The organism is Pseudoalteromonas sp. SMS1, assembly GCF_021530565.1.
Lineage (GTDB): Bacteria > Pseudomonadota > Gammaproteobacteria > Enterobacterales > Alteromonadaceae > Pseudoalteromonas.
This window is the reverse complement of sequence record NZ_JAKGBI010000023.1, coordinates 25885-52587: the sequence shown is the minus strand read 5'-3', so window position 1 is coordinate 52587 and position 26703 is coordinate 25885. Positions and strand designations below refer to the sequence as shown.

General features: G+C 42.9%; 18 protein-coding genes. 10 read left to right on the top strand and 8 right to left on the bottom strand.

Annotated elements, in window-relative coordinates; genetic code table 11:
• The first annotated feature begins 150 nt into the window (after window positions 1-150).
• A complete protein-coding gene (locus L1286_RS20470; protein WP_235408875.1) occupies window positions 151-2574 on the top strand; it encodes a S9 family peptidase in 2424 nt (807 codons plus the stop codon).
• A gap of 56 nt (window positions 2575-2630) precedes the next feature.
• Here L1286_RS20470 and L1286_RS20465 read toward each other — a convergent pair whose 3' ends face one another.
• From L1286_RS20465 to L1286_RS20445, 5 genes are all read right to left on the bottom strand, one after another.
• The gene (locus L1286_RS20465; RefSeq protein WP_235408874.1) at window positions 2631-3479 is read right to left on the bottom strand and encodes an EamA family transporter; all 849 of its coding nucleotides are present in this window, start codon (window positions 3477-3479) and stop codon (window positions 2631-2633) included.
• 213 nt (window positions 3480-3692) lie between these two features.
• Window positions 3693-4484 carry a class I SAM-dependent methyltransferase gene (locus L1286_RS20460; RefSeq protein ID WP_235408873.1) on the bottom strand — a complete coding sequence of 264 codons (792 nt, stop codon included), beginning with the start codon at window positions 4482-4484 and terminating at the stop codon, window positions 3693-3695.
• A 99-nt stretch (window positions 4485-4583) separates the two neighbouring features.
• Window positions 4584-5669 (bottom strand): methyl-accepting chemotaxis protein, encoded by a 1086-nt coding sequence (locus L1286_RS20455; protein WP_235408872.1) that lies wholly within the window; start codon window positions 5667-5669, stop codon window positions 4584-4586.
• A gap of 208 nt (window positions 5670-5877) precedes the next feature.
• On the bottom strand, window positions 5878-6720 hold the full coding sequence (locus L1286_RS20450; protein WP_235408871.1) for a GGDEF domain-containing protein: 843 nt from the start codon (window positions 6718-6720) through the stop codon (window positions 5878-5880).
• Window positions 6721-7018: 298 nt separating this feature from the next.
• The gene (locus L1286_RS20445) at window positions 7019-7441 is read right to left on the bottom strand and encodes a DUF3429 domain-containing protein (RefSeq protein WP_235408870.1); all 423 of its coding nucleotides are present in this window, start codon (window positions 7439-7441) and stop codon (window positions 7019-7021) included.
• Between the two features lie 268 nt (window positions 7442-7709).
• Here L1286_RS20445 and ahpC point away from each other — a divergent pair, with 268 nt between their 5' ends.
• Both ahpC and ahpF read left to right on the top strand, forming a co-directional pair.
• The gene (gene ahpC, locus L1286_RS20440) at window positions 7710-8279 is read left to right on the top strand and encodes an alkyl hydroperoxide reductase subunit C (protein WP_235408869.1); all 570 of its coding nucleotides are present in this window, start codon (window positions 7710-7712) and stop codon (window positions 8277-8279) included.
• Window positions 8280-8387: 108 nt separating this feature from the next.
• Window positions 8388-9959: an alkyl hydroperoxide reductase subunit F gene (gene ahpF, locus L1286_RS20435; protein WP_235408868.1), complete on the top strand. Its 1572-nt coding sequence runs from the start codon at window positions 8388-8390 to the stop codon at window positions 9957-9959.
• Between the two features lie 348 nt (window positions 9960-10307).
• Here the strand turns inward: ahpF and L1286_RS20430 are convergent, their stop codons facing one another.
• Window positions 10308-10775, bottom strand: coding sequence for a DM13 domain-containing protein (locus tag L1286_RS20430; protein WP_235408867.1), 468 nt, complete (start codon window positions 10773-10775; stop codon window positions 10308-10310).
• 662 nt (window positions 10776-11437) lie between these two features.
• Here L1286_RS20430 and L1286_RS20425 point away from each other — a divergent pair.
• From L1286_RS20425 to L1286_RS20410, 4 genes are all read left to right on the top strand, one after another.
• Window positions 11438-14608 (top strand): glycosyl hydrolase family 18 protein, encoded by a 3171-nt coding sequence (locus tag L1286_RS20425; protein ID WP_235408866.1) that lies wholly within the window; start codon window positions 11438-11440, stop codon window positions 14606-14608.
• Window positions 14609-14674: 66 nt separating this feature from the next.
• Window positions 14675-16285 carry a lytic polysaccharide monooxygenase gene (locus tag L1286_RS20420; RefSeq protein ID WP_235408865.1) on the top strand — a complete coding sequence of 537 codons (1611 nt, stop codon included), beginning with the start codon at window positions 14675-14677 and terminating at the stop codon, window positions 16283-16285.
• A gap of 24 nt (window positions 16286-16309) precedes the next feature.
• Window positions 16310-18952 carry a glycosyl hydrolase family 18 protein gene (locus L1286_RS20415; protein WP_235408864.1) on the top strand — a complete coding sequence of 881 codons (2643 nt, stop codon included), beginning with the start codon at window positions 16310-16312 and terminating at the stop codon, window positions 18950-18952.
• A gap of 84 nt (window positions 18953-19036) precedes the next feature.
• On the top strand, window positions 19037-21805 hold the full coding sequence (locus tag L1286_RS20410) for an Ig-like domain-containing protein (protein ID WP_235408863.1): 2769 nt from the start codon (window positions 19037-19039) through the stop codon (window positions 21803-21805).
• A 75-nt stretch (window positions 21806-21880) separates the two neighbouring features.
• On the opposite strand, the gene L1286_RS20405 is transcribed toward L1286_RS20410, so the two are convergent.
• Complete coding sequence (locus L1286_RS20405; protein WP_235408862.1) at window positions 21881-23071, bottom strand: DUF418 domain-containing protein; 1191 nt, start codon at window positions 23069-23071, stop codon at window positions 21881-21883.
• A gap of 611 nt (window positions 23072-23682) precedes the next feature.
• Here L1286_RS20405 and L1286_RS20400 point away from each other — a divergent pair.
• Both L1286_RS20400 and L1286_RS20395 read left to right on the top strand, forming a co-directional pair.
• The gene (locus L1286_RS20400; RefSeq protein ID WP_235408861.1) at window positions 23683-24078 is read left to right on the top strand and encodes a hypothetical protein; all 396 of its coding nucleotides are present in this window, start codon (window positions 23683-23685) and stop codon (window positions 24076-24078) included.
• Entirely contained in the window at window positions 24078-24365 is a 288-nt protein-coding gene (locus L1286_RS20395) for a hypothetical protein (protein WP_235408860.1), read from the top strand. The genes L1286_RS20400 and L1286_RS20395 overlap by 1 nt, the downstream gene beginning before the upstream one ends.
• Window positions 24366-24449: 84 nt before the next feature.
• On the opposite strand, the gene L1286_RS20390 is transcribed toward L1286_RS20395, so the two are convergent.
• Window positions 24450-25400, bottom strand: coding sequence for a LysR family transcriptional regulator (locus tag L1286_RS20390; protein WP_235408859.1), 951 nt, complete (start codon window positions 25398-25400; stop codon window positions 24450-24452).
• 126 nt (window positions 25401-25526) lie between these two features.
• On the opposite strand from L1286_RS20390, the gene L1286_RS20385 reads away from it, so the two are divergent.
• Window positions 25527-26699 carry an efflux RND transporter periplasmic adaptor subunit gene (locus L1286_RS20385; RefSeq protein ID WP_235408858.1) on the top strand — a complete coding sequence of 391 codons (1173 nt, stop codon included), beginning with the start codon at window positions 25527-25529 and terminating at the stop codon, window positions 26697-26699.
• Window positions 26700-26703 lie beyond the last annotated feature (4 nt).

Genomic DNA, 26703 nt, shown 5'->3' with positions numbered 1-26703 from the left:
TTTGAACGCCAAATGTCTCTAAAATACTGCACTTAGTGCAAAATCATTATATCATGGTCTGCTATAAGAGTTAGATTAGGGTTTTCAGTAGTGATAAATTCCAGCGGTTCATCCCTGTTTGCAGCAACATTTTGTGTATGTGTACTTTTGATGTTTCAATGCTTTGATGCACAAGCATCTGGCTATAAACAACCATCAGAGTCAATCGCTGAATTCGTAAACGTGTATGATGTACCGGATGCTTTGGTTAGCCCTAAAGGCCGCTGGATGGCATTGCTCGATAATAAAGACGCTGCGCAGTTCGGCGCCGTGCAAAATCAGCATCTTCTGGGCATTGATTTCATTCCAGCTAGCAGCATGCATGCTGATATCCCACGTTACCTAGGTCTAACTTTCAAACATATCGACACCGGTGCGGTTATTAGACCCAGTGCAATCCCTGAAGGCAATATCTTACACCCGTCATGGAGTGCTAATGGCCGATACTTGGCATTTGTCTTAGAAACAGAGCAAGCCGCACACTTATGGGTGTATGATATCAAGCAGAAAAAGACCCGAATATTGTCTCAGTTTCCGTTAAATGGGTTTACGATGAATAAACCTTTTGAGTGGCTTGCGGATAGTTCGGGTCTCATTGCCAATTTCCAAGTGAATAAGCGGTTTACTACATCGCCTCGCCAAACGCAAAATTCGAAGCAACAACCCCTGGTTGTATCGGCTTCTGCTAATTTAAATCGCGTGACAGGCTCTGAGTTTGGCCCCGTGCAACAAGATGAATTCAAAGCATTTGCCCTTGGCCAGTTATACAAAGTGCCGCTGCAAGGTCGAGCAAACGCCATTGGGGAGCCTGCCTATTTTAGCGATTTTAGTGCATCGCCAGATGCGACAAATTTACTTGTTGCGATGATTGATATTGCGCAATTGCCAAACATGAATAATGCGGCATTGACTCGACAAAAGTACAGTGTATGGCAAATATGGGGAATGCGCGGAGTGCCCTTATATGAAGTCTACCGCCCACAAGAAACATTGAATATTGCAGATGTCCTCTCTAAACCATTTTCACAATCGATCATCAAAAGGGTGTTTCAATGGCGTGCTGACAAGGGGGCAACCCTCGTCTGGGCCGAATCTTCAGATGGTGATGACAGCGAAAGTTTGTACAGCATTTCGGCCCCTTTTAAACGCGCGCCGAGGTTATACGCAGAGACGGAAGGGCGTGTTTCTCATATCTTATGGGGAGATAGTCAACTTGCAATTCTAGCTATGAGGGAAGACGCGGATACGTTGTCATACCATGCATTTTCGCCACTGACGCCAGATCGCAAACGCGTGAAGTTATCTCTTTTTAATGATTTGCCTCATGACTCGACCCGCGAACTTATCTTCACAAAAAATGATATGGGTGTGGATGTGCTAAAAGTTGCTGGAGGCCGTTACTTATTTCTAAAAGGAAGTAATCGGGAGAATGGGGGGGATATTCCTTATTTGTCGAGGTTTGATACAAGAGGTAACTTATTTACATCGATTTGGCAATCCAGTGCGCCATACTTTGAGCAAGTTGTTGATGTCATATCAGATGACGGTATGCGATTTGTGACTCAAAAGCAGTCAAAAAATAACCCTGCAAACTATTTTTCTCGAAATTTAACCTTCGATACGGTGGAGCAACTGACGAAAAATAGCCACCCATATCCAAGTATGCAGAATATCAGCAAAGAACAAATGAGCTTTAACGTCGGTGGCCGTGTTATAGAGGGGGACTTTTATTTACCTAACAGCTTTAACCCTAGTAATGGTCGGATCCCAGTATTAGTGTGGTTAAATGCGCAACAGCCTCAATCAGATAGGAAGATGAAGTCTCCATTCTTGTTCACTGAATTTAATGCATTTGATGGGGCTGCGTTTGTGCATGATGGTTATGCCGTGCTAAATATCAATAACTTAGATTTACTCAGTCAGCAAGTGCACGGGGAGGCATTGACGGCGCATTTGCGCGATAGCGCACAGACCATCGTGTCTACCTTAGTTGCACAAGGTATTGCCGACAAAGATAAAATCGCTATCGGTGGTCATGGTCTTGCTGCGACAAATGTCGTCAAATTACTCGCAGAAACTGACTTATTTGTAACGGGGATTGCAAGAAGCGGCACTTACAATTTGACACTCACCCCCTTTTTCTTTGGTGAGCGTGAGCACAGCTTATGGTCAAGCCAATCTCAATACGTAGATAACTCTGTCGTTTTTCAAGCGAATGAGGTGACTGCATCTTTGCTCTTGATCCACGGTTATCAAGACAGAGAAAAAGGGAGTTACCCTGTGCAGTCTGAGCGACTATTTAGTGCAATGAATGATCTTGGTAAGTCGGTAAGGCTTGTAGTGTTACCACAGAGTGGTCATTTATACAGTGAGCAAGACGAGGTGTTGCATATGCTTTACGAGCAATCTCAGTGGCTAAAATTACATTTTGAACCGTTACCCGAAGTGGAAGTGTCGGATTCAATTCCGCAGCTGCTCAGATTTGAGTTACCTGCGCCCCAAAAGACAGTGACATACCCGTCACCTTGGGGTTAAAAAGCTGAAAGGCCAAGACAGGATAGGCCCTTCAAATCAAATTTCGGTGTATAAGGTTACTCTTTTTGTGTGATTGAGCTGCCCAGTGAAGCTGCAATCACCATAAAAATTGCAAACCACTGCCACAGTGTGAGCAACTCACCGAGTATCATGAGCCCAGCTAACGCTGCAATTGCTGGTTCTAGACTCATCATGATGCTAAAGCCTTGCGCGGGCATGTTACGCAATGCGACCATTTCTAAGCTGTAGGGCAGGGCGCTGGAAAGTAAGCCAATGGCTAAGCCTAGCGGGATCAGCTGCCAGTCAAGCAGTGCCATACCTTGTGAAATAACGCCAAAAGGTACTACCGCAAATGCCGCAACGCTCATTCCCAAGGCAACAGTGATACCACCTGACCCTTGGCCGCCACTTTTTTTACCAAAGATAATGTATCCAGCCCAACAGGCGCCCGCAATCAAAGCCAAGACTACTCCGATAGGATCTAATCCATCTACCTCGCTCATATCTGGTAAAAGCAGCAAGATGCCCGCGATGGCAAGTAACACCCATAAGTAATCTCGTTTGCGTTTTGAGGAGAATAACGCAACAGCCAAAGGGCCTGTAAACTCTAATGCAACGCCTATCCCTAGCGGAATACGCTCAATGGCGTAATAAAAGGTGAGGTTCATAATTCCTAGGGACAAGCCATAGAGTATGACTGGTCGCCAGTTTGCAGGTAGCTTTCGCCAAGGTCTAAAAACGAGGCACAGAATCAGCGCCGAAAACCCTAGGCGATAAGCCGTAGTCCCTTCCGGGCCAACATAAGGAAACAGTTGCTTTGCGATTGATGCGCCAGACTGAATAGTCACCATGGCTAAAAGGAGACAAGCAATCGCATACAAAAAGCGCTTATCTAGAATTTGCATTGATATACCTACTAGCTAAAAGAGGGCGCTAGTCTATAGCTTTCACCCTACTCACTCAATCATTTTGTATACATTATTCCTTTATTGCGGTTTTTTCATTTTTTAATGTGTACCTAATGTGTTTTTTGTACTTCTTAAGTAAAGGGCTGTTGTTTTTTTTGTGAGCTTGACTTAAACAACATAATATAGAGTAAAGATACAAGACATACGATGTTACAACGTGTTTTGATTCAAAAAGTCTTGCCACGCATTTTCGTGATTCAACATTTGCTTATGCTTTTTAGAAGAGCTGTGCGCTTGTCGATCTCGCTGTGTTAAGAATGGCCCTGCTCGGCACATACTGCAATGAGTATCGGACAAGTAATCTGGGAGTTGAAGTTCTGTTGAATGACAAGGCTGCGCCTTAGATGACCAAAAATAGCTTATGCCTTTGGTATCTTTAACATGTTTATCTCTGTCGACATTCCTTATTTTATATTCTGGAAACTGGGTAATATCAAACTCAGTTTGTCCCAGGTAAGCAATATTAAGCCCCTGATGTAAGGTTTGCTCTAAATTCCATTCGCAGTAGGGTTTCACGTCTTTAGATGTGATAATGCTTAACATTGGTCCTTGGTCATCTAGTGCCTGGGCTTGTGAATGTGCTAAAAAGCAGCGTAATAGTCGGCGGTTTAATGTATTGACCGTCAATTTGTTTTGCTTGAATGCTTGGTGTGAGGCAAATGCTGGGATCAAAGGGAATTGGAAAATTACAACATCAAACTGCTGTTGATTGAGTCTTTTCCAAGATGATGGCTTTGTGACATCAAACTCAGTCAATACTTGAGTATTAGCCTCTAAAAGTTTATCGAGAGCGTGCGCTTGATACTTTTCTCTTAAAGCCTGCTCGCTATCGTAGATACTCGCGACCAAGGCTTTAGGTTTAAGATATTTCTGGATGGAATGGGAGAAACTTAAATCACCATCTCCCACTGTTAAAATTCGCCACTCTGGATTCAGTTTCATAACATGCTACGGGTATTTCAAAATACGCGATTATACCAAACAGAACTGGTTGGTGAAGCGCAGTTTGTAGAAACTGAAAACAAATTTTTCCTCAATGAATTAGGCGCTTTTCAGTTCATCCAACAGATGCATCACATCAATACTTGCTTGTTCCATACGATTGAGCTGTTGCACTGCACCTTGTTTATCGCCCTTTTGAAATTTTGTAACCGCTTCAACGCCAGCTTTGTGAACTTCACGGTGTGGTTGTTCTAAGCGTTTATATGCCGAGTTGTCAGCATAGAGTTTGGCCCCATCACCCGCAATCCATTTACCTAATCGACAAGATGTATGATCAGCAAAGTCTGTAACTGCTTTATGGCTACTGCCAGTAATGACGTTGTAAACTTCACTTTTCCAAACCACGTGGTCTAGCTTAACCGTTTGAATAAATGTTTGGTTGGTTGCGTTTGAGATAGTATTTCTCATCGCGCCACAGCTTGTGACGATTTGCCCATATTCGTCGTTCAAATGCTCGATACTGCTAGAGAGTACTTTGTTGGACTCTTGAATGACAGACACATCTTTGACAGTTAATTGTGTTGTGTCGATAATTTTAGTAACCAGATCAGACACTTCGTTGGCTGATGCATTGGTATTGTTAGCCAAAGCACGGACTTCATCTGCAACAACACTAAACCCTCGACCAGCTTCACCAGCCCTTGCTGCTTCTATCGCCGCATTTAATGCAAGCAGGTTAGTTTGATCGGATATTTTAGAAATCGTCGTTACAAACGTGTGGATATTATCTGCCATATGCGACAACCCAGAGATGTTGTCAGTCATGCTAGACATGTTCTCAGATAACTTGCCCATACCTGTCAGGATTTTAGCCAATGATTCTTCAGAAGTTTCAAATGATTGGTTTACTTCTGCAATCGCGGCACTGTCTTGCTCAATATTTAAAAAGCTTTGTAGTACCGTTTCTCTTATCCCTTGGATCTGATTCATCCCCGACAACGCGCATTGTAGTAGCTGGTTATCGGTGTTGTCGTTCAATTGTGCTTGTGCCTCGACAAGTTGTGCTTGAAGTCGTTGGTTTTCATCTGCCAACCTTTGATTTTCTTGAACTTGTTCCGTTAGTTCTATTTTAGTGCGACGTAGCTCTTCCTTAAAATCGGTGTTAGAGAATAAGTTATTAAACACTGATTTAATCCCCTTTAAATGTGCGCTTATTATGTATAAGTGTGTGATAACACGATTCGTTGTAATGAGTAAACAATGTAGACATTGCATTGTTCGCTATTGTGACACAAATTTTTTATGAAGTATTTTATAAGCGTAAATGATTGACTATTTTTCTCGAAAATAAGACATATCAAGAAGTAAGCGTTAAGAAAAGAGGCTTTGTACTTTAGCCTTGTCTCGGTCTCGATCGTACAGATTTAAAGCTTTTATTATTATACATAGCGGCATCCGCCAAATGCAGTAATTTGTCAGGCGCTGTGTCGGTATCTGTGTCCGTGTGACCAATACTCATACCCACACCATATTCGAACACTTCTTCAAGAAGCTTGTGTCTGAGCTTCTCGTCATCATTCTGTGTTTGTGATCCAAAAGCAACAAACTCGTCCCCCCCGATTCTAAAGCAATTATCAGCACCAAATACGTCGCTTAATGCTGTTGCAATTTTTTTTAAAATCGCATCGCCGCAGTTGTGACCATATTTATCATTGGCATTTTTAAAGTCATCTAAGTCAAAATAGAAAAGCGTAGGGTGTTGCTCGCACAGTTTGGTAAATTGTGTAAAACAGGCCCTACGGTTGCCAATCTGGGTTAACTCGTCATGCGTTGCATCAAACTTTAACTTTTGTTCCAGTTTTTTTCGCTGCTGAATTTCATCGTTAAGCCGAGTGATGGTTTCCCTTTTACGCACAATCATAGTGTAAAGTGCATAACATATGAGCAAGAAGCCGATTTGTTTTAAAGAAGTATCAAAAGCAATGACTGGGAAGATATCCACCGCAATAAAGTCATCTAAAAGATCAAGTAGCAAGCCAAAACAATAAATTACCCAAGCGCAAATTAAAAAGGTGTTCTTAAGGTGTGGGGCCGAGTACACTATCATGGTTGAAGCAATACTAAACCAAAACAGCTCTTCCAGAGAATCCAGCAAATCACCTGGTTGCTCTCTCATCCAAAGATAAAATCCCAACACAAAAATCCAAATTGCCCCGTAAAGCAGCTTTTGATACATAAATTGTACTCCCCACGCTACTCTTTAATGTATAGCATCTATCGTTTTGCTTTGCTCACCTGCAAACAAATTTACCAAAATTATTCAGTCGCTTGAAATCGTTGCTCTTTAGTTTTCTAAGCACCTTGTGTATGTGTACAAGGTTATTTCAAGGCTATGGGGTGACTCAATGAGCAGAGTCACCGGTTCGCTATTGTTTCGTAATGGTAATCTATCAAATCGACAACGTGTAGCTTTTTTACATTTGATTAAACGAATAGTTAGGGGCCCGCGGCTTCATAACGCAGTAAAGTTTATTCTATCTAGTTAATTCAATTGCTTGCGAAAGCATAAATAGGTGAGAGACAAATACAACGGACGTTAAAATAAAGCGCATTTGCTTATAATCTTTGTGTGTTTCTTGCCATTTTGGCATTGCTTTTTCAGTCCACAGTACCACCCAAAAGCAAACCGCCAAATAACAAAGCATGAGTGATGGCGTCAAAAGCGATAACAGTGGAAATGGGATGACGGTGGCAACAGCCAGCATGGCATGGGATTTTGGTTGTTCTCCAGCTCTCCATAATGTACCAGCCATAAAGGCTAAAATACCCATACTGTAATAGCTAAATACCTCGATTAAGGCTATCGAGCTACCCAGCATAAGGGTTGCGGCAATACAAAGTAAAAACGGTACGAAACCTAAGTAGCCCAATTGGATATGGTTAAAATATGGATGCATAAGTACTCTTTTTAGTCATTTATTGGTGTTAGTCGGCAGTGAAATAACAAACTGTTGTGCTATATACTGGAGTTTTTACAACTTCCTATACCTACGTGTCGATTATACCTAAGGTTTAATACACTGTTCAGTTTATTCAATCAAATTATTCGATAGCAATGATAGTTTTAATCAATTTTATTTAATTCGCTCAAGCTTATATCTTTGTAACCAAGCAACGCAACGTAGGTTGCAAACAAAAAATATATACTTCTTAAAGAGGATAGTTATGAGCACTTCATTGATTAATACAAAACTGCTACCTTTCAACGCGACTGCATACCACAAAGGCGATTTTGTTGATGTTTCTGAACAAAACCTATTAGGCAAGTGGAGCATTGTTTTCTTTTACCCAGCAGATTTTACCTTCGTTTGTCCGACAGAGCTTGGTGACTTAGCTGACTACTATAGCCAGTTACAAGAAATGGGTGTTGAAGTTTTCTCAGTATCGACTGATACACATTTCACACACAAAGCTTGGCACGATGCTTCTGACACCATTAAGAAAATTGAATTCCCAATGATTGGGGACCCAACGGGCAGAATTACTCGTAATTTTGGTGTGATGATTGAAGAAGAAGGCTTGGCATTGCGTGGCACATTTGTAATCAACCCTGAAGGTGAAATTAAAGTGGTTGAAACGCACGATTTAGGAATTGGTCGCAGTGCAAAAGAGCTTGTTCGCAAAGTACAGGCTGCACAGTACATCGCAACACATGATGGTGAAGTTTGCCCAGCTTCTTGGCAGCCAGGTGAAGAGACATTAGCACCTTCACTAGATCTAGTTGGTAAAATCTAAACACGGTCTACCAACAACCTACCGGATGAATCCGGTAGGTAACCATTTGATTGCATATTGTTTAACAAGCAAGCTATATGCATTGCGTTTCAATGAGGAATTAAAAATATGTTAGATGCGCAAATGAAAAGCCAATTAGAAGAGCACTTTAAACAAATAACGTCACCTGTTGAGCTTAAAGTGGCATTGGATAATAGCAATAAATCCAACGAGTTAAACTCATTGGTTCAAGATCTTGCTTCGTTGAGCTCGCATATCACTGTGGTTGAAAACTATGATATGAACGCTAGACGTCCTTCTTTGGTTGTGTGTGCTTCAAACAGTAATACCCAGCTTGGTTTTGCTGGCGTCCCTATGGGGCACGAATTTACCAGTTTAATTCTTGCGTTACTGCACAGTGGTGGCCATCCGAGTAAACTCAGTAGTGATGAACTTGAAATCATTCAATCAATTGATAGGCCTTTAGAATTTGAAGTTTACGTGTCATTGAGTTGCCAAACCTGTCCGCAGGTTGTTCAAGCACTCAATGTGTTGGCAGCAAACAACGCGCATGTTAAATCAACCATGATTGATGGTGCTCTATTTCCAAAAGAAGTGGAAGAGCGAGACATTATGGCTGTACCCAGTGTTTATCTAAACGGCAAGTTATTTAGCCAAGGTGCCATTAGTCTATCTGATATATTGAAAAAGCTAGATAGTAACTCTACGCAAAAGGCGGTAGAGAAACTCAATAAAAAAGCCCCATTTGATGTGCTTGTGATCGGCGGAGGGCCTGCGGGTGCATCATCGGCAGTGTACGCAGCAAGGAAAGGACTAATTACTGGCGTTGTTGCTGAGCGTTTCGGTGGGCAGGTAGCGGATACCATGAGCATTGAAAACTTTATTTCTGTCAAAGAGACTCAGGGGCCTAAATTAGTTGCACAATTGGAGCAACATGTAAATGAATACAATGTAGATATCATGGCAAGCAACAAAGTCACGAATATCGTGCGTAATGAATATCTAGATATTGAGTTGGAAAACGGTGCCCAGCTGCAAGCTAAATCGGTTGTTATTTCCACTGGTGCGCGTTGGCGAAACGTAAATGTGCCAGGTGAGGCTGAATACAAAGGTCGCGGTGTCGCATACTGCCCTCATTGCGATGGCCCACTTTTCAAAGGGAAACCTGTCGCTGTTATAGGCGGTGGTAACTCCGGTATAGAAGCCGCAATTGACCTAGCGAATATTGTCGAGCATGTCACAGTATTAGAGTTTGCCAATGATCTCAAGGCAGACCAAGTATTAATCGATAAGGCAAAGAGTATGCCTAACATAGTGATTCATACCCATGTACAAACGACAGAAATTATCGGGGATGGGAAAAAAGTGACCGGCTTGAAGTACCTAGAACGAACCTCTGGTGACGAGCAATTATTGTCTATTGCTGGCGTTTTTGTCCAAATCGGGTTAGTGCCAAATTCAGAGTGGCTTAAAGAGAGTGAAGTGGCATTAAATCAATTTGGTGAAATAGAAATTGATAGTAAAGGGTCTACTAGTATGCAAGGTGTTTTCGCCGCTGGAGATGTGACCACAACGCCATTTAAACAAATCGTAATTGCTATGGGCAGTGGCGCATCTGCAAGTTTAGCTGCATTTGAGTATTTAATTCGTTCTGATAACTCAGGCAGTAAAGCTGCTTAGTTTTTCCCTTTGGTAGGTCTATGTCCCTACTAGACTTTTTATCATTGCAATACACCCATGCAATGTGTCTCCAGCCACGCGAAAGCGTGGCTTTTTTTGTTTCGAGTGATAGTAATCAATACCAAACTTTTAGTCGTTGGCGTATTGAGCTCAAAGTAAGACGCGATTAACGATTGTCTCACCCATTGTTATGGAGAATAACTCAGCCCACATGCGCATCTTAATAGCAGAAGTGCAGTCGCGTGCATGTCAAATTTGGAACAAATAAGTGCCCACAATTAGCGTCTTTTTTCTGCGGTTTTCACTAGTATGTTTCATCTTTTGAATCGCTTTGATACGAGGAGGCATTTATCGATAATTCGCCGCTGTTATAAACTCTCCAAACGATTCACACCAAATAACCACGGTAGTAAACTCATTTAAATTCACACTTTTCGGCATTTCTACAATAAAGCCATTGAAGCTTGAAACAGCAGCGACGTACTGCATTGTACTTTTGTGTTGTTCAAACTCAGCTTCGGTTTCCACAAAGGTCGGTGACAAGTAAAGACGGTAATCAGGGCCAGGTGCAAGCCTTCCTTCAAACCCAATTTTATGATCTCCGAGGAAGATGTCGCCCTCGCCAAAGTGCAAAAAGTCAGAGCCCTTAAGGTCCTTTTTAAACTGTGCTGTAAATTTGGCTTGGTTGGCTACATCCGACAGTGCGGTTTGAGTCGGTGCTGGCGGTGCCATCATTATCGGTAAAGAGTAGACTCCCGCGGCAAAGCCAAAACAAAAAACCAACACAGTAAACAATAAATTAAATAAAAAACGCATGTAGTGTTTATCTCATATTTGAAACGATTTTCTAACCTTAGCGTGATAGTAACCGGTGTCAACTTTAGAATGTTTTATTTTTGTTAAAAAAATATCGTAAAAAACAAATGTTAATACTTTTTGCTTCTCTGGCTGGTGAAAAGCGGTGTTGACAATTTTAATTTCTATTTTTGCAATTTTTTTGGCGCTGGCTTTACAAATAACACCCTGTAATTACTAGTTTATTCTTTGTTTAATACATTTGGTTCATGTTTTTATTTTTATTTTTATGGGTGGCTTTCACGTGATTCTCAAGTTATTTAAACTAAAAAAGTATTAGCAGCTAAAAAATAACCAGTTATAAAGGGTGTTTTTTCTGGTATGACCTTGTTATTTTGTAAATAAAGGTAAACAAAGGGGAGGTTAATTTTGTTAATTTTTTTGAATGTGCTTTTATTGTGATTTAATCAACATGGGTATAGGTATCAAGGGCTTATAATTTTTATGTATTTCTAATTTTGGTGATTTTCATGGTTATTTAGTGTGTGTTTTTTATTTTTAACTCATCCCTTGTGGTGATTGATTGGATCGGTACAATCGCTTTCGCTCAGTATTGCATTAGGTACATATGTTACCGAATGTAATTTTGTGAATATAAAATTAATCAAGTTAGGAAAATAATAATGAGCGTGTCCGTTTTACCCAATAAGGCACTCACGTTAAGTGCTATTACAATGGGGTTATTCAGTGCAACCGCACTGGCAAATGTTGATTGTCGTAATCTTGCCCAGTGGCAATCAGGAAAAATATACGTTGGCGGCAATAAGGTGCAACAAGATAACGTTGCATATCGTGCTAATTGGTGGAACCGGTCTTCGCCACAAACCCGTTCTGGACAATGGCAAGAATGGAGTAAGCTTGGGGAGTGTCAGGGTGCAGAGCCGATTAACTTAGCACCGTCAATTAAGCTACTTAAACCAATTGCAGATATTACTGTTATCGAAAACGAAGCCGTGATTATTGATTTTTCGGCACAAGACAGTGATGGTGAAGTGAAACATGTTGCAATTTATCATAACGATGAATTAGTTAAAGTTTTGAGCGAAGCGCCTTATCGATTCACTTGGCAAGCGAAACAAGGAAGCCATCAATTCCATGGTGTTGCACTTGACGACGATGGTGCTACCGCAAAATCAGTAAGCAGAAAAGTGCGTGTGGAAGCCCTTCCTCCTGTAGATAATAACACCGCGCCGATTGCTCGTTTAGCAGCACAGTTACCGAGTGAATTGGAAGTTGGTAGCCAAATTATATTTACGTTGATAGCCAACGACAAAGACTCTGATCAGCTTACGCAATCACTCTCTTTGAATGGCACTGAATTGGTCTCTACCTCACAAAATGAATACGAATTTGTATGGACTGCAAAAACGAAAGGTCAGCAAATATTCTCGTTGGTGGCAAAGGATGAACACGGTTTAGAGTCTGAAACAATCACACGCACATTTACAGTGAAGGCGACAGACGACACGCAAACGAGCCATGAAGATTGTCGGCCTGCGGGGTTATACCAAACGCCAGATGTGACACCGGCATACTGTGACATTTACGATAATGAAGGTCGTGAAAAAATGGGCGCTGATCACCCAAGGCGCGTAATCGGTTACTTTACCAGCTGGCGTCATGGTAAAAATGACCAACCCAGTTATTTAGTTAAAGATATTCCTTGGGACAAAATTACCCACATCAACTATGCATTTGCCCATGTAAATAGTCAAAATGAGATCAGTATTGGAAATCCGAAAGCTGAGGGTAACGCAGCGACAAATATGACATGGCCAGGTGTTGCTGGTGCAGAGATGGACCCCAATTTACCTTACAAAGGTCACTTCAACTTACTGAATAAATACAAAAAACAGTATCCACATGTAAAAACCATGATTTCTGTGGGGGGCTGGGCTGAAACCGGTGGCTACTTTGATGAGCATGGTAAACGTGTAAACAGTGGCGGTTTTTATACTATGACCACAAATGCGGATGGCACGGTTAATCAAGCTGGCATCGATCAGTTTGTTAAAAGCTCCGTGGAATTTTTAAGAACTTATGGATTTGATGGCTTGGATGTTGACTATGAATATCCTTCTTCAATGAAAGATTCTGGGCACCCAGAAGACTTCCCTGTGAGTAATGCAAGACGTGCAGGTTTAAACAAATCGTACCAAGTCTTAATGAAAAACCTGCGCGAGGCGCTTGATAAGGCGGGTGAAGAAGATGATAAGCACTACATGCTGACAATCGCGTCTCCGTCATCGGGCTACTTGCTGCGTGGTATGGAAACCTTCCAAACTGCTCAGTACTTAGATTTTGTGAATATTATGTCGTATGACTTGCACGGAGCGTGGAACGATCACGTTGGCCACAATGCGCCACTCTACGACACCGGAAAAGATACCGAACTGAAAGTTTGGAATGTCTACGGGACTAAAGAGTTCGGTGGCATTGGTTATTTGAATACAGACTGGGCGGTGAACTATTTCCGCGGCGCACTACCAGCAGGGCGTATCAACATTGGTATTCCATATTACACGCGTGGTTTCAAAGATGTACGTGGTGGTGAAAATGGTTTATGGGGTCGTGCACCTTTGCCAAACCAAAGCGATTGTCCAAAAGGCACAGGTATTGGCGAGAAGAACAAGTGCGGTAACGGCGCAATTGGTATTGATAACCTATGGCATGACATCGAAAACGGTCAAGAAGTGGCTGCTGGTTCCAACCCACTTTGGCATGCGAAAAATCTTGAGCATGGGATCAACCCAAGCTACTTAGAAGTATACGGTTTAACCCCTGAAACCGATGCAGACGACGTACTTCGCGGTGACTATGTTCGACACTACGATGAAGTTGCTGTCGCGCCTTGGTTATATAACGCCGAGAAAAAGGTTTTTCTATCAATGGAAGATACCGAGTCTATGAAAACCAAGTTGAATTATGTGGTGGATAAGGGACTTGGCGGTGTGATGTTCTGGGAGCTTGCGGGTGATTTTGACTATCACGCAGATAAAGGCGAGTACTTTATGGGCTCAACAATGACAGCGCTGGCATACAACACCTTCAACCAAAGTGGTGTCGAGTATGATTCTCATATTGGTGATGGCGAATTTGCAACACCAAGTGAAGCCGTTGATGTAGCGTTCGACGTAAAAGACTTTCCAGTGGGTGACCAAAACTACCCAATCCGCCCAACATTTGCCTTTACCAATAATTCGGAGATTGATCTGACTGGCGCCACGATCACGTTCAATGTACCAACGTCAACGTCTGCCATCTTCAAGTCAAATTGGAACGCACGTAAAAAGCTCGGTATGAAAGTGGCACATGATGCTTCTAACAGTGCTGGCAATAATATTGGTGGCTTCGAGAATGAATTTCACCGTTTCTCTATCACCTTCAAGAATGAGTGGGGCGGTCAGCTTGAGTCATTTAAGCCTGGTGAAACCATCAATGCGCAAGTGATGTACTACATGCCGATCACAGGCCCAGTCAACTTTGTCGTTGAAAAAGACGGCAAAGCGTATGCGTTTACGTCTGAATATCCTGAACTACCCGTGGCTAAAAAACACGTTCCAACCCCTGGTGATGGTGACAAAACCCCGCCAAGCGATACGCAGTGTGAGGGTGTAAAAATTGAAAACATCAACACTTATCCAAATTGGCCACGCACTAACTGGGCTGGCGACCCTAGCCATGCTGTCGGTGGCGATATGCTGATCCACAATGGTGCGGTTTACAAGGCTAAGTGGTGGACCAATGGCACTCCGAGTGACGGTGGTGCATGGCAAAAGGTATGTAGCCTGTAACTAGGTTCAATATTCCCAACCAGAGTGATCTGCGGATCACTCGTACAATCAATAAATGAGAAAACTATGAGACAACAAGTAACCTTATGCGCGTTGGGCGTAGCCATAGGCGTGGGCGTCATTGGCAAAGTAAACGCACATGGATACATGGATTTTCCAAAGGCGAGGCAGACAATTTGTCAGGAGCAGGGTGGGTTTTGGTGGCCAAAAGATGGTTCGAAAATCCCGAATGCTGCGTGCCGTGCTGCTTATGTACTATCTGAACATGTTCAGTTTATTCAAAAACATGAGTTTGCAACTAATACCGCAGACTTTCGCAATCAAGCAGCGGTAGAAGCAAATATTCCAAATGGCACATTATGTGGTGCAGGCGACAGTCAAAAAGCAGGTATGAACATACCTTCCAAAGATTGGCAAAAAACGGAAATCACGCCAAATGCCGATGGTAAAGTGAAAATCCGTTATCGTGCAACCACGCCACACAACCCGAGTTTTTGGCAGTTTTATTTAACTAAACCGGGTGTGGATTTCGAACAAAACCCACTTGCTTGGCATGATCTAGAGCTTGTGCAAGAGCATGGCAACATTCCATTTTTTATGGCTCCAGATGGCAAGCGCTACTATGAAATGGAAGTCGCAATTCCTGAAAAGTTCAACGGCGACGCTATATTATATAGCCGTTGGCAGCGTGATGATGTGGTCGGCGAAGGGTTTTATAACTGTAGCGATGTGACAATTGTACGTAGCACAGATCCAGCTCCTACGCCTGATACATGGCACTCATCTGGGTACTTTGTTAAGCAAGGACAAGATGCCAAAACGGGTGACACAGTTTGGGTACGTGTCTTTAATGGCAATGGTAATGAAATTATCCAAGAGAAGCTGGATATTACTGATAGTAATGTATCACATTGGCAGTCTCTATTTGCCTCTAGACTCAACGAACAATTTACAGAAACGGTGCGAATTGGGATTAAAGATGCGCAGGGCAATATTACTTTTAATCCTGATTCGATAAGCAGTAATCAGGTGTTTTTGTCTGATAAAGCCAATAGTTACAACTTAACGGTCATTTCTAAACCTAAAAACACGGCGCCAACTGTTCACACGCCAGTGCCGCTCACAATGGATGAAGGCCAGAGTCAACATTTACACGTACATGCCTTTGATGATGAGCAAGCAACACTGGAATTTGATTGGCAATTACCCAGTGCGCTGAGCTTCTCTGGCGTGGGTTCCACCATCACAATTACCGCGCCTCAAGTGGATGGCGATACTCGCTTTGACGGTAAGGTAACAGTCTCTGACGGCAGTCTGAGCAAAACTGTGCCATTGGTTGTCAATGTGAAAAACATTGAGACAGATCCTGGTACTCCCGACACACCAAAAGATGATACTTGGAAACCTAGCAAAGTATACACAGCAGGCGACACTGTCGTGTATCAAGGCAAAACGTATCGTGCCAAGTGGTGGGTACGTGGTCAATTGCCGACATCAAGTCATGCTTGGGAGCTTGTAAAAACAGGCGATGATTCAGATGCAGGTAACACATCATGGCAGGCAAACAAAGCTTATCGAGGCGGTGAGATCGTGACGTTTAATGGCGCGCGATATCAAGCGCGCTGGTGGACACGTAATCAACAACCAGACCAACACTCGGTTTGGAAAAAACTATAAATAAATCCAAGAGGTAATCTAATCATGTTTAAGTATTTAACAACTGCTGCAGCGGTAGGTGCTGCACTTGCAAGTGTCGCTGCGGTCGCAGCGCCTTCAACACCGAGTATTAACTGGAAACCGCAAAACTACTCGTTTGTAGACGTGAATATTTATGGTCGAGGTTCATACAAACAGTTAATTCAGGCTAAAGACGTTGTAGACATTCAAATTGAGTGGAACGCATGGTCAGGAAAAGGCGGTAATCGCTATAAAGTGTATTTTGACAATGAAGTCGTCAATGAGGGCACACTGGCAGAAGGTACCACTGGTGGCACAATCCACTTTCCATATCACAAATCTGGGCGCCACGAGTTAAAAATAGCCTTGTGTGACGCGTCAGGTTGCGCAATGTCAGCCTCTAAACCAATTGTAATTGCAGATACGGATGGCGGTCATTTAGAGCCACTCAAACTGAACGTAGATCCAAACAATAAAAAGTTTGAAACAGACCCAAATACAGTGGTTGGTGCTTATTTTGTTGAGTGGGGCATTTACGGTCGTAAGTTCGATGTAACCCAGATCCCCGCAGATAATCTAACGCATTTACTATACGGTTTCATCCCAGTATGTGGCCCTAATGACTCGCTTGCTGAGATAGAGAACGGCAATAGCTTGCGCGCGCTTAAATTGGCGTGTGGTAGCTCAAAAGATTATGAAGTTGTGATACATGACCCGTGGGCAGCCGTGCAAAAAGCACTACCTGGGATCAGCGCTAAAGACCCAATTCGTGGTACTTACGCACAGCTAATGGCACTTAAACAGCGTAATCCAGATCTTAAAATACTGCCTTCAGTGGGTGGTTGGACTTTGTCAGATCCGTTTTTTGACTTTGATGTAAAAGAGAACCGTGACACGTTTGTAAATTCAATGCGTGAGTTTTTAAAGACTTGGAAGTTTTACGATGGCATTGATATTGACTGGGAATTCCCAGGTGGTGATGGTGCAAATCCAAACTTGGGCTCAGACAAAGATGGTGAAGTTTATATCATTCTAATGAAAGAGCTCCGCACGATGCTAGACGAGCTTGAAATTGAAATGGGTCGAGAGTTTGAGCTGACATCAGCGATTGGAACAGGCTACGACAAAATAGAAGACGTTGATTACCAGCAAGCAGCTCAGTACATGGATTACATCTTTGCCATGACCTATGATTTTGCTGGCGGCTGGAACAATGTAACAGGGCACCAAACGGCAATTTACTGTGGCACGCATATGTCTACAGATGAATGCAACGGAACAGGTATTGACGCAAATGGTGAGGCGAGAAAAGGGCCTGCCTATACGCTCGATAATGCAATCAAATTGCTCCTCGCACAGGGTGTACCAAGTGAAAAACTCGTTGTTGGTACTGCAATGTACGGTCGAGGTTGGGAAGGCGTTTATCCACAAGACGCACAAATTGCGGACAACCCAATGACGGCTCCAGCCAATGGTAAGTTACGCGGGTCAACGTCTCAAGGTGTTTGGGAAGCAGGCGTTATCGACTACAAGGGGCTTAAAGCTCATATGATAGGTCATGATGAGCAAGGCATTAACGGTTTTGAAGTAGGCTACGATGAACAAGCTGAAGCTGCATATGTTTGGAATCGCCAAAAAGGCACCTTGGTTACCTACGATAGCCCTCGTTCTGTGCGTGCAAAAGGTCGTTATGTACGTGAGCATAATTTAGCTGGTCTATTCGCATGGGAAATTGACGCGGATAATGGCGATATTCTCAATGCAATGCACGAAGGATTGGCGGGCAAAGTGACACCTCCTAAGCCAGTTGATAAGGCACCTGTGGTATCTCTCACGAGTGAGATTACGTTAAATGCAGGAGATATCCATGTTTTAACGGCGCAAGCATCTGATCCTGAAGGGAAAGCGCTTGTATTTGCATGGCAAGGTGATGCGGCTCTAAATCTCCAAAGTGAAAATGACAGCGTTATCGTCACTGCCCCTAGTGTGACAAATGATGCTGTTTATACCGTAAACCTTGCGGTAAGCGACGGTGTGAATACCGTAAATCGCGCAGTTAAAGTGATTGTCAAAGCACCTGTTGTTGAAAACAAAGCGCCAGTGGTTGGTAGTATTTCAGCGATTTCACTAGACGAAAACACCAGTCAATCAGTCAGCATTTCAGCGACCGACCCTGAAGGAAAAACACTGAGTTTTGAATGGAAAGTGCCTGGCCACACAGTGGTTGGCAGCGGCAGTACGGTGACTATTAAAGCGACAGAGGTGAACAAGACAGAAACGATTACAGGTACCGTTGTGGTTTCTGATGGCGAGCACAGCGTCACACGTCAATTTAATGTCACGGTGAACAATGTCGAGACGACTCCGGAGCCTACCCCTGGTGATGGCAAAACAACATGGGATGCCAATAAGGTTTACACCGGTGGCAATACCGTTTGGTACAAGGGTGTTCAATACAAAGCGCGTTGGTGGACCCGTGGTGCTATTCCAAGTAATGGCGGTGTGTGGGCTGAGATCATTCCAGATGATGGCAAGGTACGCGATTGGCGCAGTGACTTAGTTTACACCGGTGGTGACAAAGTCGTGCATAACGGTGAAACGTATCAAGCCCGCTGGTGGACGCGTGGCCAAGCACCGGGCAGCAGCTCTGTGTGGCGCAAGCTATAACAAACTGAATCAAAAACGTTCAAATCAGGTGCATGGATGCACCTTTCTAACAACGAAAAAACAACAAGTACAGAGTAAATATCCATGTTAAAAGCAAAAAAAATCGCTGTATTGGTCGCAGCAAGTGTTGGTGTGTTTTCGAGTATTGCAGCTTTGGCACAAGAACCGGTGAGTTTGCATAACAACGCACAACTCAAGGCGACAATTAAATCACAGCTGTCTCAAAATCAAAGTATTTTCAGGTCTACTGCTACTGACGCGCAGTCAGAACTGGAGTTTAGGACGCACCATAAAACTGAAGATGGTAGGCATATGCGTCGTAGCCAATTTTATAAAGGTGTGCGCGTGTATGGCGGTGAAATCGTCACGCATCATGACGAGCAGAGTATTTTGAGTGTCTGGTTTCAACCAGAAGGAGAAATAACCTCAATTAGTGGCTCGGTCGTACCCAACTTATCTTTGGATACGGTAACGCCAAGTTTTTCTGAGATAAAAGCCATCGAATTTGCAAAAGAGCAAATCGCTGAGCTGCGCTCATCGTCAGATGAGCACGTTGAACTTGTGGTTTTTCCACATAATGGTACCCCGAAGTTGGCCTATTTGGTCACGCTGTTTGCCGAAACTGAGCATGCACCACTTCGTCCGGAATTTGCTATCGATGCACATACGGGTGAGGTGCTTTCACGCGTAGAAACACTTAACCACTCGAAAATAGGGATGGGCCCAGGTGGCAACGAGAAAATAGGTAAGCACTATTATGGTGAGGACATGCCAAAGTTTCATGCAAAGGAGCTGGGCAATGGCAATTGCGAAATGTCACATACAGATATTCGTGTGATTGATATGGAACATGGCACGACAAACACCCACACGTATCAGTTTCCATGTCACGAGAATACACATAAACATGTGAATGGTGCTTATTCGCCGCTCAATGATGCGATGTTCTATGGTCAAGCGACGATAGATATGTTCAATGATTGGTTTGATAGCCGCGCGTTGTCTGGCGACTTAGTCATGCGAATTCACTACCGAAAAGACTACTTAAATGCCTTTTGGAATGGTAAAGAAGTCACGTTTGGCGATGGTGATCTCGATAAATACGGTGTTTACCCGTTCACTTCACTGGGCGTTGTCGCCCACGAAATCGGTCATGGTGTTACGCATCAAAACTCAAAGTTAGTGTACAGCAACATGTCGGGTGGTGTGAACGAGTCATTTTCAGATATGACTTCAGAGGCGCTCGAGTGTTTCATGAATCAAAAGCCAGACGGCACTTGTGAAGTCGACTGGTTAATCGGCGCGAGCATTTTTAAAAATCGAACAGCACTTCGCTACATGGAAAACCCAGAGCGAGATGGACGCTCGATTGGTCATGCAAGCAAGTTTGAAATCGGTATGGGTGTACACCACAGTTCTGGTGTATTTAACCGGGCTTTTTATACACTAGCTAATACCGAAGGCTGGGGTGTAAAAAAAGCCTATGAAGTCATGCTTCACGCCAATAAAAACTTTTGGGTATACAACGGAAAATTTGAATCATTGGCATGTGGTGTGACAGATGCGGCTGCGGATTTAGGCTATGATACCAAAGCTGTTGGTGAGGCATTCAAAGTCGTCGGGGTATTTGCGTGTACTGAAAACAAAGCACCAACGATTTCGATTACCAGCCCAGACAATAACGGCCGTTATATGATTGGCACAGACATTACCCTTAAAGCGAATGCACAAGATGAATATGGCGCCGTCGAAAAGGTCGAATTTTTCATCAATGACAAGCTGCATGATACTGTGTTAGCAGCGCCTTTTGAAGCTAGATTTAATAGCAAAAATGCTGGCAAATACACAGTGACTGCACGTGTTACTGATAATGAAGGCGTATCAACAGATGCGTCGGCGATATCTTTTAATCTTATAGATCCGAGCCAGTGTCAAACAGCGCCATGGCAGGGTGGTAAGGTTTACACCCAAGGTAACAAGGTGGCATTTGACGGGTTTGAATATGAAGCCAAATGGTGGAACAGAGATCAAAGCCCGGCAAGCAACTCGGACGCTTGGGGTGTATGGAAAAAAGGGCTTGAGTGTGGTGGTGCCAGTGATAAGCCAAATCAAGCACCGACTTTGAGTATGCTCGCTCCAACTAACAATGTTTCGATTGAACTTGGACAACCAGTATCTGTGAGGTTTGTTGCTAATGACAGTGACGGTGAGATTGCCAAGGTTAATGTGAGTGTTAATGGTAAGTCTCTAACAGAATTAACGCGCACACCGTATGCATTCAATTATCAGCCATTAGAAGTTGGAACGTATCACTTGAGCGCGGTTGCAACTGATAATGACGGTGCACAATCAGCCAAAGTGAGTCGTACGATCACCGTGAGTGAGCGACAGCCGCAGCCTAAACCTGAAGCACCGAGCGTGAATTTAACCAGCCCAGCGAATGGCAGTAGTTTTAGTAGCGGTGATAAAATAACGCTTTCAGTGATCGCCAGTGATAAAGACAATGATCTGAAACAGGTGGCGTATTTCGTCAATGGTAAACAAGTCGCTGTTTCGAGCTCTGCCCCTTATAGTGCCTCTTATACAGCTAAAAGCGGTAACTATAGTATCTTTGCAATAGCAACAGATGCAGAAGGTTTGAGCACACAATCACAAACTCACAGCTTCACAGTGACTGCTAGTAAGCCAAGTTGTGACGTAGCAGCGTGGCAGGCAAGTCGCGTGTATACAGCTGGTAAGCAGGCGAGCCTTGACGGTCAGTTATACCAGGCAAAATGGTGGACTCGCAATCAAAACCCTGCGCAATACTCTAGCCGCTGGGCTGTGTGGAAGCACCTTGGTGAGTGTAAATAAACGCCCTAGAAACAAAAGCAAAGAGCCAATTTTCTGGCTCTTTTTTATATTCATGAGTAAATAAATTACCGATAATTATAATGTTTTTCTCCATAGAATCTCGGCAGGCCCCTGTCTACGGAAGCACAGCCACCACTTCCCAAAAGTCACCTGAATAGCCAAAATACCGATGCCGAAAATAGGAATAAAGTAAAAGGGTAAGGTATTCATTAGAGCAAGCCCATATCCATAAAAGAGTATTGCGCACAGCGTTGTTTGCATTAAGTACATAGAGAGCGACATCCGACCTAGGACATTAAACCATCCTGCTATTCGCCCTTGATAATAATTGAACAACTTTACCATTACAGACATATAGCCAAGTGCTAATAAAATGGCGCCAAGGTGATAACAAAACCCTTGCATTAACCCGATTTGATTAAACGATATTGGGCTACCTGTTTTGGCCTTGATAATTGCGTAAACCAAATTGAGTATTAACCCACTGATTATCAGCATTAAGGTGGTTTGATTGGAGACAGAGCGAGGCAAGTTCCCATGATGTATGAACTTTTTGGCAAGGTAGATCCCCAATACAAACTGTCCTAAGACTTGAAAAGGGCGTCCAGAAATAAAATAGGACATCGGCCTAGGAATTGTGCTGTACAAATTTGCGATAAAAACATCTATAGAGCTATTGGAGGTGCGCATCTCTAGTAAGGTGAAGTCCGCATATCCTAAACTTACTTTAAAAAGCGTTGCTTGTGTTTTTAAAGATGACCAAATGGTGGCATCATTGGTTAACGTTGCTAATGCATGTATGACTAAAGGGGCTGTTAATAAGAGCAATATGGCAGCCAAGAGTCTGTGATCAGACAATCGAGTAAACCAAGGCAAAGCAAGCGCCATTAGGCTATACAATACAAGAGTATCTCCGTGCCAGATTACCAGCATATGGCAAAGACCGATACATAATAAAAAGCGCATGCGTCTGCGCCAATAAGTGGCAAACCTACTGTTGTTATGCTTAGAAAATAATAGCGTAAATCCAGCACCAAAAAGAATGGCAAATAGGGTGTAAAACTTTCCCTCAATTAACCAGTCTATGATAAACAAAGTAGCTCGGTCTAGAAAAGGGAGGGCATGAATTTGCTGGTAATCTAATGAATAAAAACCAAAAAAACTCATTAAGTTCGCAAATACAATACCACACAAGGCAAAGCCTCTAATTGAGTCAACTGTCGCAATTCGTTTTGAGTAAGGTGTATATTCTTGCTGCTCTACCAAGATAATATCCTTTATCTAATAGGAGGTTTGTTATGTTATATCAAAAGTGGCTTTATGCATATTTGACGTAAAAATACGCCGATTGTTTAGCAGGAAATTAAATTAGGTAGTGTGGGGCGTTTAACATGCTGTCTTGTTTAATGTGTGTTTTTATGCACTTTCAAGTATTTTTAGTCATCAAAGCAATACAAATAGGATGTTTCCAATTAAGGTTCAATATTGAAAAGGAGATAATCATTAAACGTCAGTTCAACCAAAAAAGTGTTAAAACCTATCTGAATACGTAAATATACTTAACCAAAAAACACGCTAAATCGCTGGTGGTTTTTCAGCCTATGAGTGCGGCGTGAATGCATGAGCCTGACTATGCCAACCTGAACTTTGTCAATGGTTTTACCTGCTTGTTATTAGGTAAAACGGGATGTTCATACATAGGTCTTTTCGATATACTGCGCGGCTGAAATTTATGCAGTATGCCCGTTGCCTGAATTGGCTTAAGTAGAATTTTAATAACCTTTAATATGTATGACAGTTTATGTCGCAAAGCTTATTTAAATCGCCTTGTCGGCCGAAAGCTTACGAAAGTATTTAATTTTGTAGTAGAAGATTATATGAACAAACTTGCCGTAATGACGATTGTACCACTGTGTTTTTGGCTATACACAGCCTGGCCTTTTATCTTATCAGCGTTTTCACTTTGGTTGTCAGACGATAAATCAACACCAGCAGTATCAACCATGCTATGGGGCTGTGCCACGATTGCGCAGATATATGCGATGATTCTAATTTTTAGAAGGAAAACCAAAGGATTACATATCTTTTTTAGTGTCATGGCGTTACATGTTCTTCTGTGGTTAAGCGATGTATTTTTCTCTTATTTTGAGGGGGAAGTGCTGTTGCTCTCATCGTCAGTTGTGTTCGATAAGATTGTGTTCCCGTTACTTGTTGCTTGGAGTATGTATATGAGTGACATTAAATATTTTTTTAATAATGTTGAGAGTAAATAATGAGTAAGTGTAGTAAATGCGATGCAGACATCACATTCATGTCTGTGCTGAATTCTCCCAATCCCTTGAGGCTTAAATGCAGCAACTGTAAAGAAGGTATCAAAGTTCATAGTGCGACGGGTGGGGTTGCCGTAGCCATCATATTCGCATTGATAGGCATGGTATTGTATGCATTTTATGGGATTGAAGGATTCTGGTTAAAAGTTGTATTACCACTTATTTTGGTAAGTGAAGTAGGATACTTTTTACTCATTAAGTTAGGCGTCGTAAAGATTTCGAGCAGCTAAAGAGACACGCGGTGTTTGGTTTATCACCAGCCACAGGCATAGCGTCATTTTTTTAAACGCTTCAAGGTAACGGAACTATACCTTTTAGCGTTTAGGCTGATAAATGTCATTAATTCCTGGAATATTATGCTCCCACCTCGGGACTGATTCGCCAATGTAATGTCTGGCAGCATCTAAAAATAACCTTGTTCTAACTGGCAAATCTCTATGTGGATAAACGGCATACATGGCGCTGTAGTCAGGCAGGTTGACGTGTGTCAGCAGCGGCACAAGTTGTGTATGGTCGACATGATCGGCAAAGAAAAATGCCGGTGATGTGCAAAATGCAGTATGCGAGAGTACTTTTTCGAGTAATGCTTCCCCATCATTTGACTTAAATACCGGATTAATAGGCTGCTCTTGATGCTTGCCTTTACCATCAATGTAACTGATTGACTCAAAACGAATATGATTGCTTGTATAAGCCGCAGCAGGTAGTTCAGCAAGATCAGCCATTGTTTTGGGTTCACCATAGGTTTCTATAAATTGTGGTGTTGCTAGAATGAGCATTCGGTTACGTGCAATTTTGCGCGCAATAAGCGAAGAATCTCTTGGTTCACCAACCCGAAACGCTAGATCGAACCCTTCCGAGACCATGTCTATGACCCTGTCATCTAATCTCAATTCAATATTGACCTGTGGAAATCGTTTTTGAAAATCATTGATCACGGGCAGCAAATAGTATTTACCAATGTAACTAGAGGATGTGATCCTCAATAGACCTCTTGGTTCTTGGTGATAATTCTCAGCCATTTGCACTGTGTCTTGAAGTAACAGTCTCAGCTCTGCTGCTTTCTTAACCATTTCGGCACCGGCCGCTGTCAGAGAAAAAGAGCGCGTGGTTCGGTTTAATAACCTCACACCAAGCTCTTCTTCTAATTTACTGATCTGCTTAGAAATAACTGAACGATCTATGTTTCTCAGCTCAGCGGCTTTGGAAAAAGAGCCTTGTTCAACTACTTCTAAAAGCATGATTAAGCGACTAGTTGTATCCATGAATTAGCATTAAGTTATATTTTATTGGTGCCATATTGGCATTAATGTTTTTAAAAAACCACTATTTTTCGACATTAATTACCGCTGTAGGATCCTTGCATACCAAATTTCCAGCGGAGCAAAAAAATGAAAAAGTTAGGTTTTACTTTAAGTGCAGTGGCCCTCGCACTTGTGTTGAGTGGTTGTGGTCAATCTAATGCACAGCAAGGACAGCAGCCGCCACCGCTAACCATTGACGTTGCCAATGTCCAATTGGAACAAGTTCAATCTTGGCATACGTTTACTACACGTTTAGAAGCACCAGAGCGTGTTGTCTTAAAGCCACGTGTATCTGGTCAAATCGAGAAAATGGCGTTCACCGAAGGTGAAAGAGTCAGCAAAGGCCAACTATTATTTAGTCTAGACGCAAGACCTTTTGAAGCGCAAATTGACACGCTCAAAGCGCAGCTTGGCAGCGCAGAAGCAACGTTAGAGCAGGCGCACGGTGAAGCGCAGCGTGCCAATCGACTTGTCACTAAAAACGCAATTTCAACGGAAGAAGCTGAGCAACGCAATGCAACACTGCGCAGTGCAATTGCCAACAAAAATGCCATTGAAGCACAGTTGCAAAACGCGTTGCTTGATTTAGAGTTCAGTCAGGTGTCAGCACCCATCACGGGTAAAATTTCGCGCGCAGCCGTGACTAAGGGTAACTATGTAAAAGGCGGAGAGACTGAGTTAACGACGATTGTTTCTGATGAAGAAATCTATGCCTATTTTGATGTTGATGAGCGCACTTGGAGTCGTCAGTTTGCTAGTGTAACTGCCCAAGATGAAGTCACCGTTCAGCTGCAACGCCTAGGTGAAACACAGCAAATTGCTGGTAAGTTAGATTTCATCGATAACGAAATAAACCCAACAACAGGCACGCTGCGCGTGCGAGCGGTTTTCGATGCACAGCTGCACAATCTAAAGCCTGGTGCGTTTGCGCGTATTTCAATGGGTGCACAAGACCCACAAATTATGGCAATTGTGCCAGAGCGCGCAATAGGTACTGACCTTAAAAATCGTTTTGTATTGACCATTGATGAAAACAATGTATTGCAATATCGCTTAGTGGAACTTGGCGAACGATATGGTGCATATCGTGCTATTAAAGCTGGCTTAGAAGAAGGCGATCGCATTGCCGTAAATGGCCCTGCGAGAGTCGGACCAGGTATGCCGATCACGCCAAATTCTGTGAACTTAGCATTTGAAAATACGCAATTTGTACTGAAGCAGTCTGAGTCTTCACCGGTTTTATTAAGCGCTGCAAACTAAGAGA

What these genes read in the sequence shown, in the direction of transcription:
- ahpF (WP_235408868.1), top strand. Translation starts at nt 8,388, where the DNA reads ATGTTAGATGCGCAAATGAAAAGCCAATTAGAAGAGCACTTTAAACAA.
- L1286_RS20470 (WP_235408875.1), top strand. Translation starts at nt 151, where the DNA reads ATGTTTCAATGCTTTGATGCACAAGCATCTGGCTATAAACAACCATCA.
- L1286_RS20395 (WP_235408860.1), top strand. Translation starts at nt 24,078, where the DNA reads ATGAGTAAGTGTAGTAAATGCGATGCAGACATCACATTCATGTCTGTG.
- L1286_RS20445 (WP_235408870.1), bottom strand. Translation starts at nt 7,441, where the DNA reads ATGCATCCATATTTTAACCATATCCAATTGGGCTACTTAGGTTTCGTA.
- L1286_RS20450 (WP_235408871.1), bottom strand. Translation starts at nt 6,720, where the DNA reads ATGTATCAAAAGCTGCTTTACGGGGCAATTTGGATTTTTGTGTTGGGA.
- L1286_RS20415 (WP_235408864.1), top strand. Translation starts at nt 16,310, where the DNA reads ATGTTTAAGTATTTAACAACTGCTGCAGCGGTAGGTGCTGCACTTGCA.
- L1286_RS20390 (WP_235408859.1), bottom strand. Translation starts at nt 25,400, where the DNA reads ATGGATACAACTAGTCGCTTAATCATGCTTTTAGAAGTAGTTGAACAA.
- L1286_RS20385 (WP_235408858.1), top strand. Translation starts at nt 25,527, where the DNA reads ATGAAAAAGTTAGGTTTTACTTTAAGTGCAGTGGCCCTCGCACTTGTG.
- L1286_RS20465 (WP_235408874.1), bottom strand. Translation starts at nt 3,479, where the DNA reads ATGCAAATTCTAGATAAGCGCTTTTTGTATGCGATTGCTTGTCTCCTT.
- ahpC (WP_235408869.1), top strand. Translation starts at nt 7,710, where the DNA reads ATGAGCACTTCATTGATTAATACAAAACTGCTACCTTTCAACGCGACT.
- L1286_RS20425 (WP_235408866.1), top strand. Translation starts at nt 11,438, where the DNA reads ATGAGCGTGTCCGTTTTACCCAATAAGGCACTCACGTTAAGTGCTATT.
- L1286_RS20430 (WP_235408867.1), bottom strand. Translation starts at nt 10,775, where the DNA reads ATGCGTTTTTTATTTAATTTATTGTTTACTGTGTTGGTTTTTTGTTTT.
- L1286_RS20400 (WP_235408861.1), top strand. Translation starts at nt 23,683, where the DNA reads ATGAACAAACTTGCCGTAATGACGATTGTACCACTGTGTTTTTGGCTA.
- L1286_RS20420 (WP_235408865.1), top strand. Translation starts at nt 14,675, where the DNA reads ATGAGACAACAAGTAACCTTATGCGCGTTGGGCGTAGCCATAGGCGTG.
- L1286_RS20460 (WP_235408873.1), bottom strand. Translation starts at nt 4,484, where the DNA reads ATGAAACTGAATCCAGAGTGGCGAATTTTAACAGTGGGAGATGGTGAT.
- L1286_RS20410 (WP_235408863.1), top strand. Translation starts at nt 19,037, where the DNA reads ATGTTAAAAGCAAAAAAAATCGCTGTATTGGTCGCAGCAAGTGTTGGT.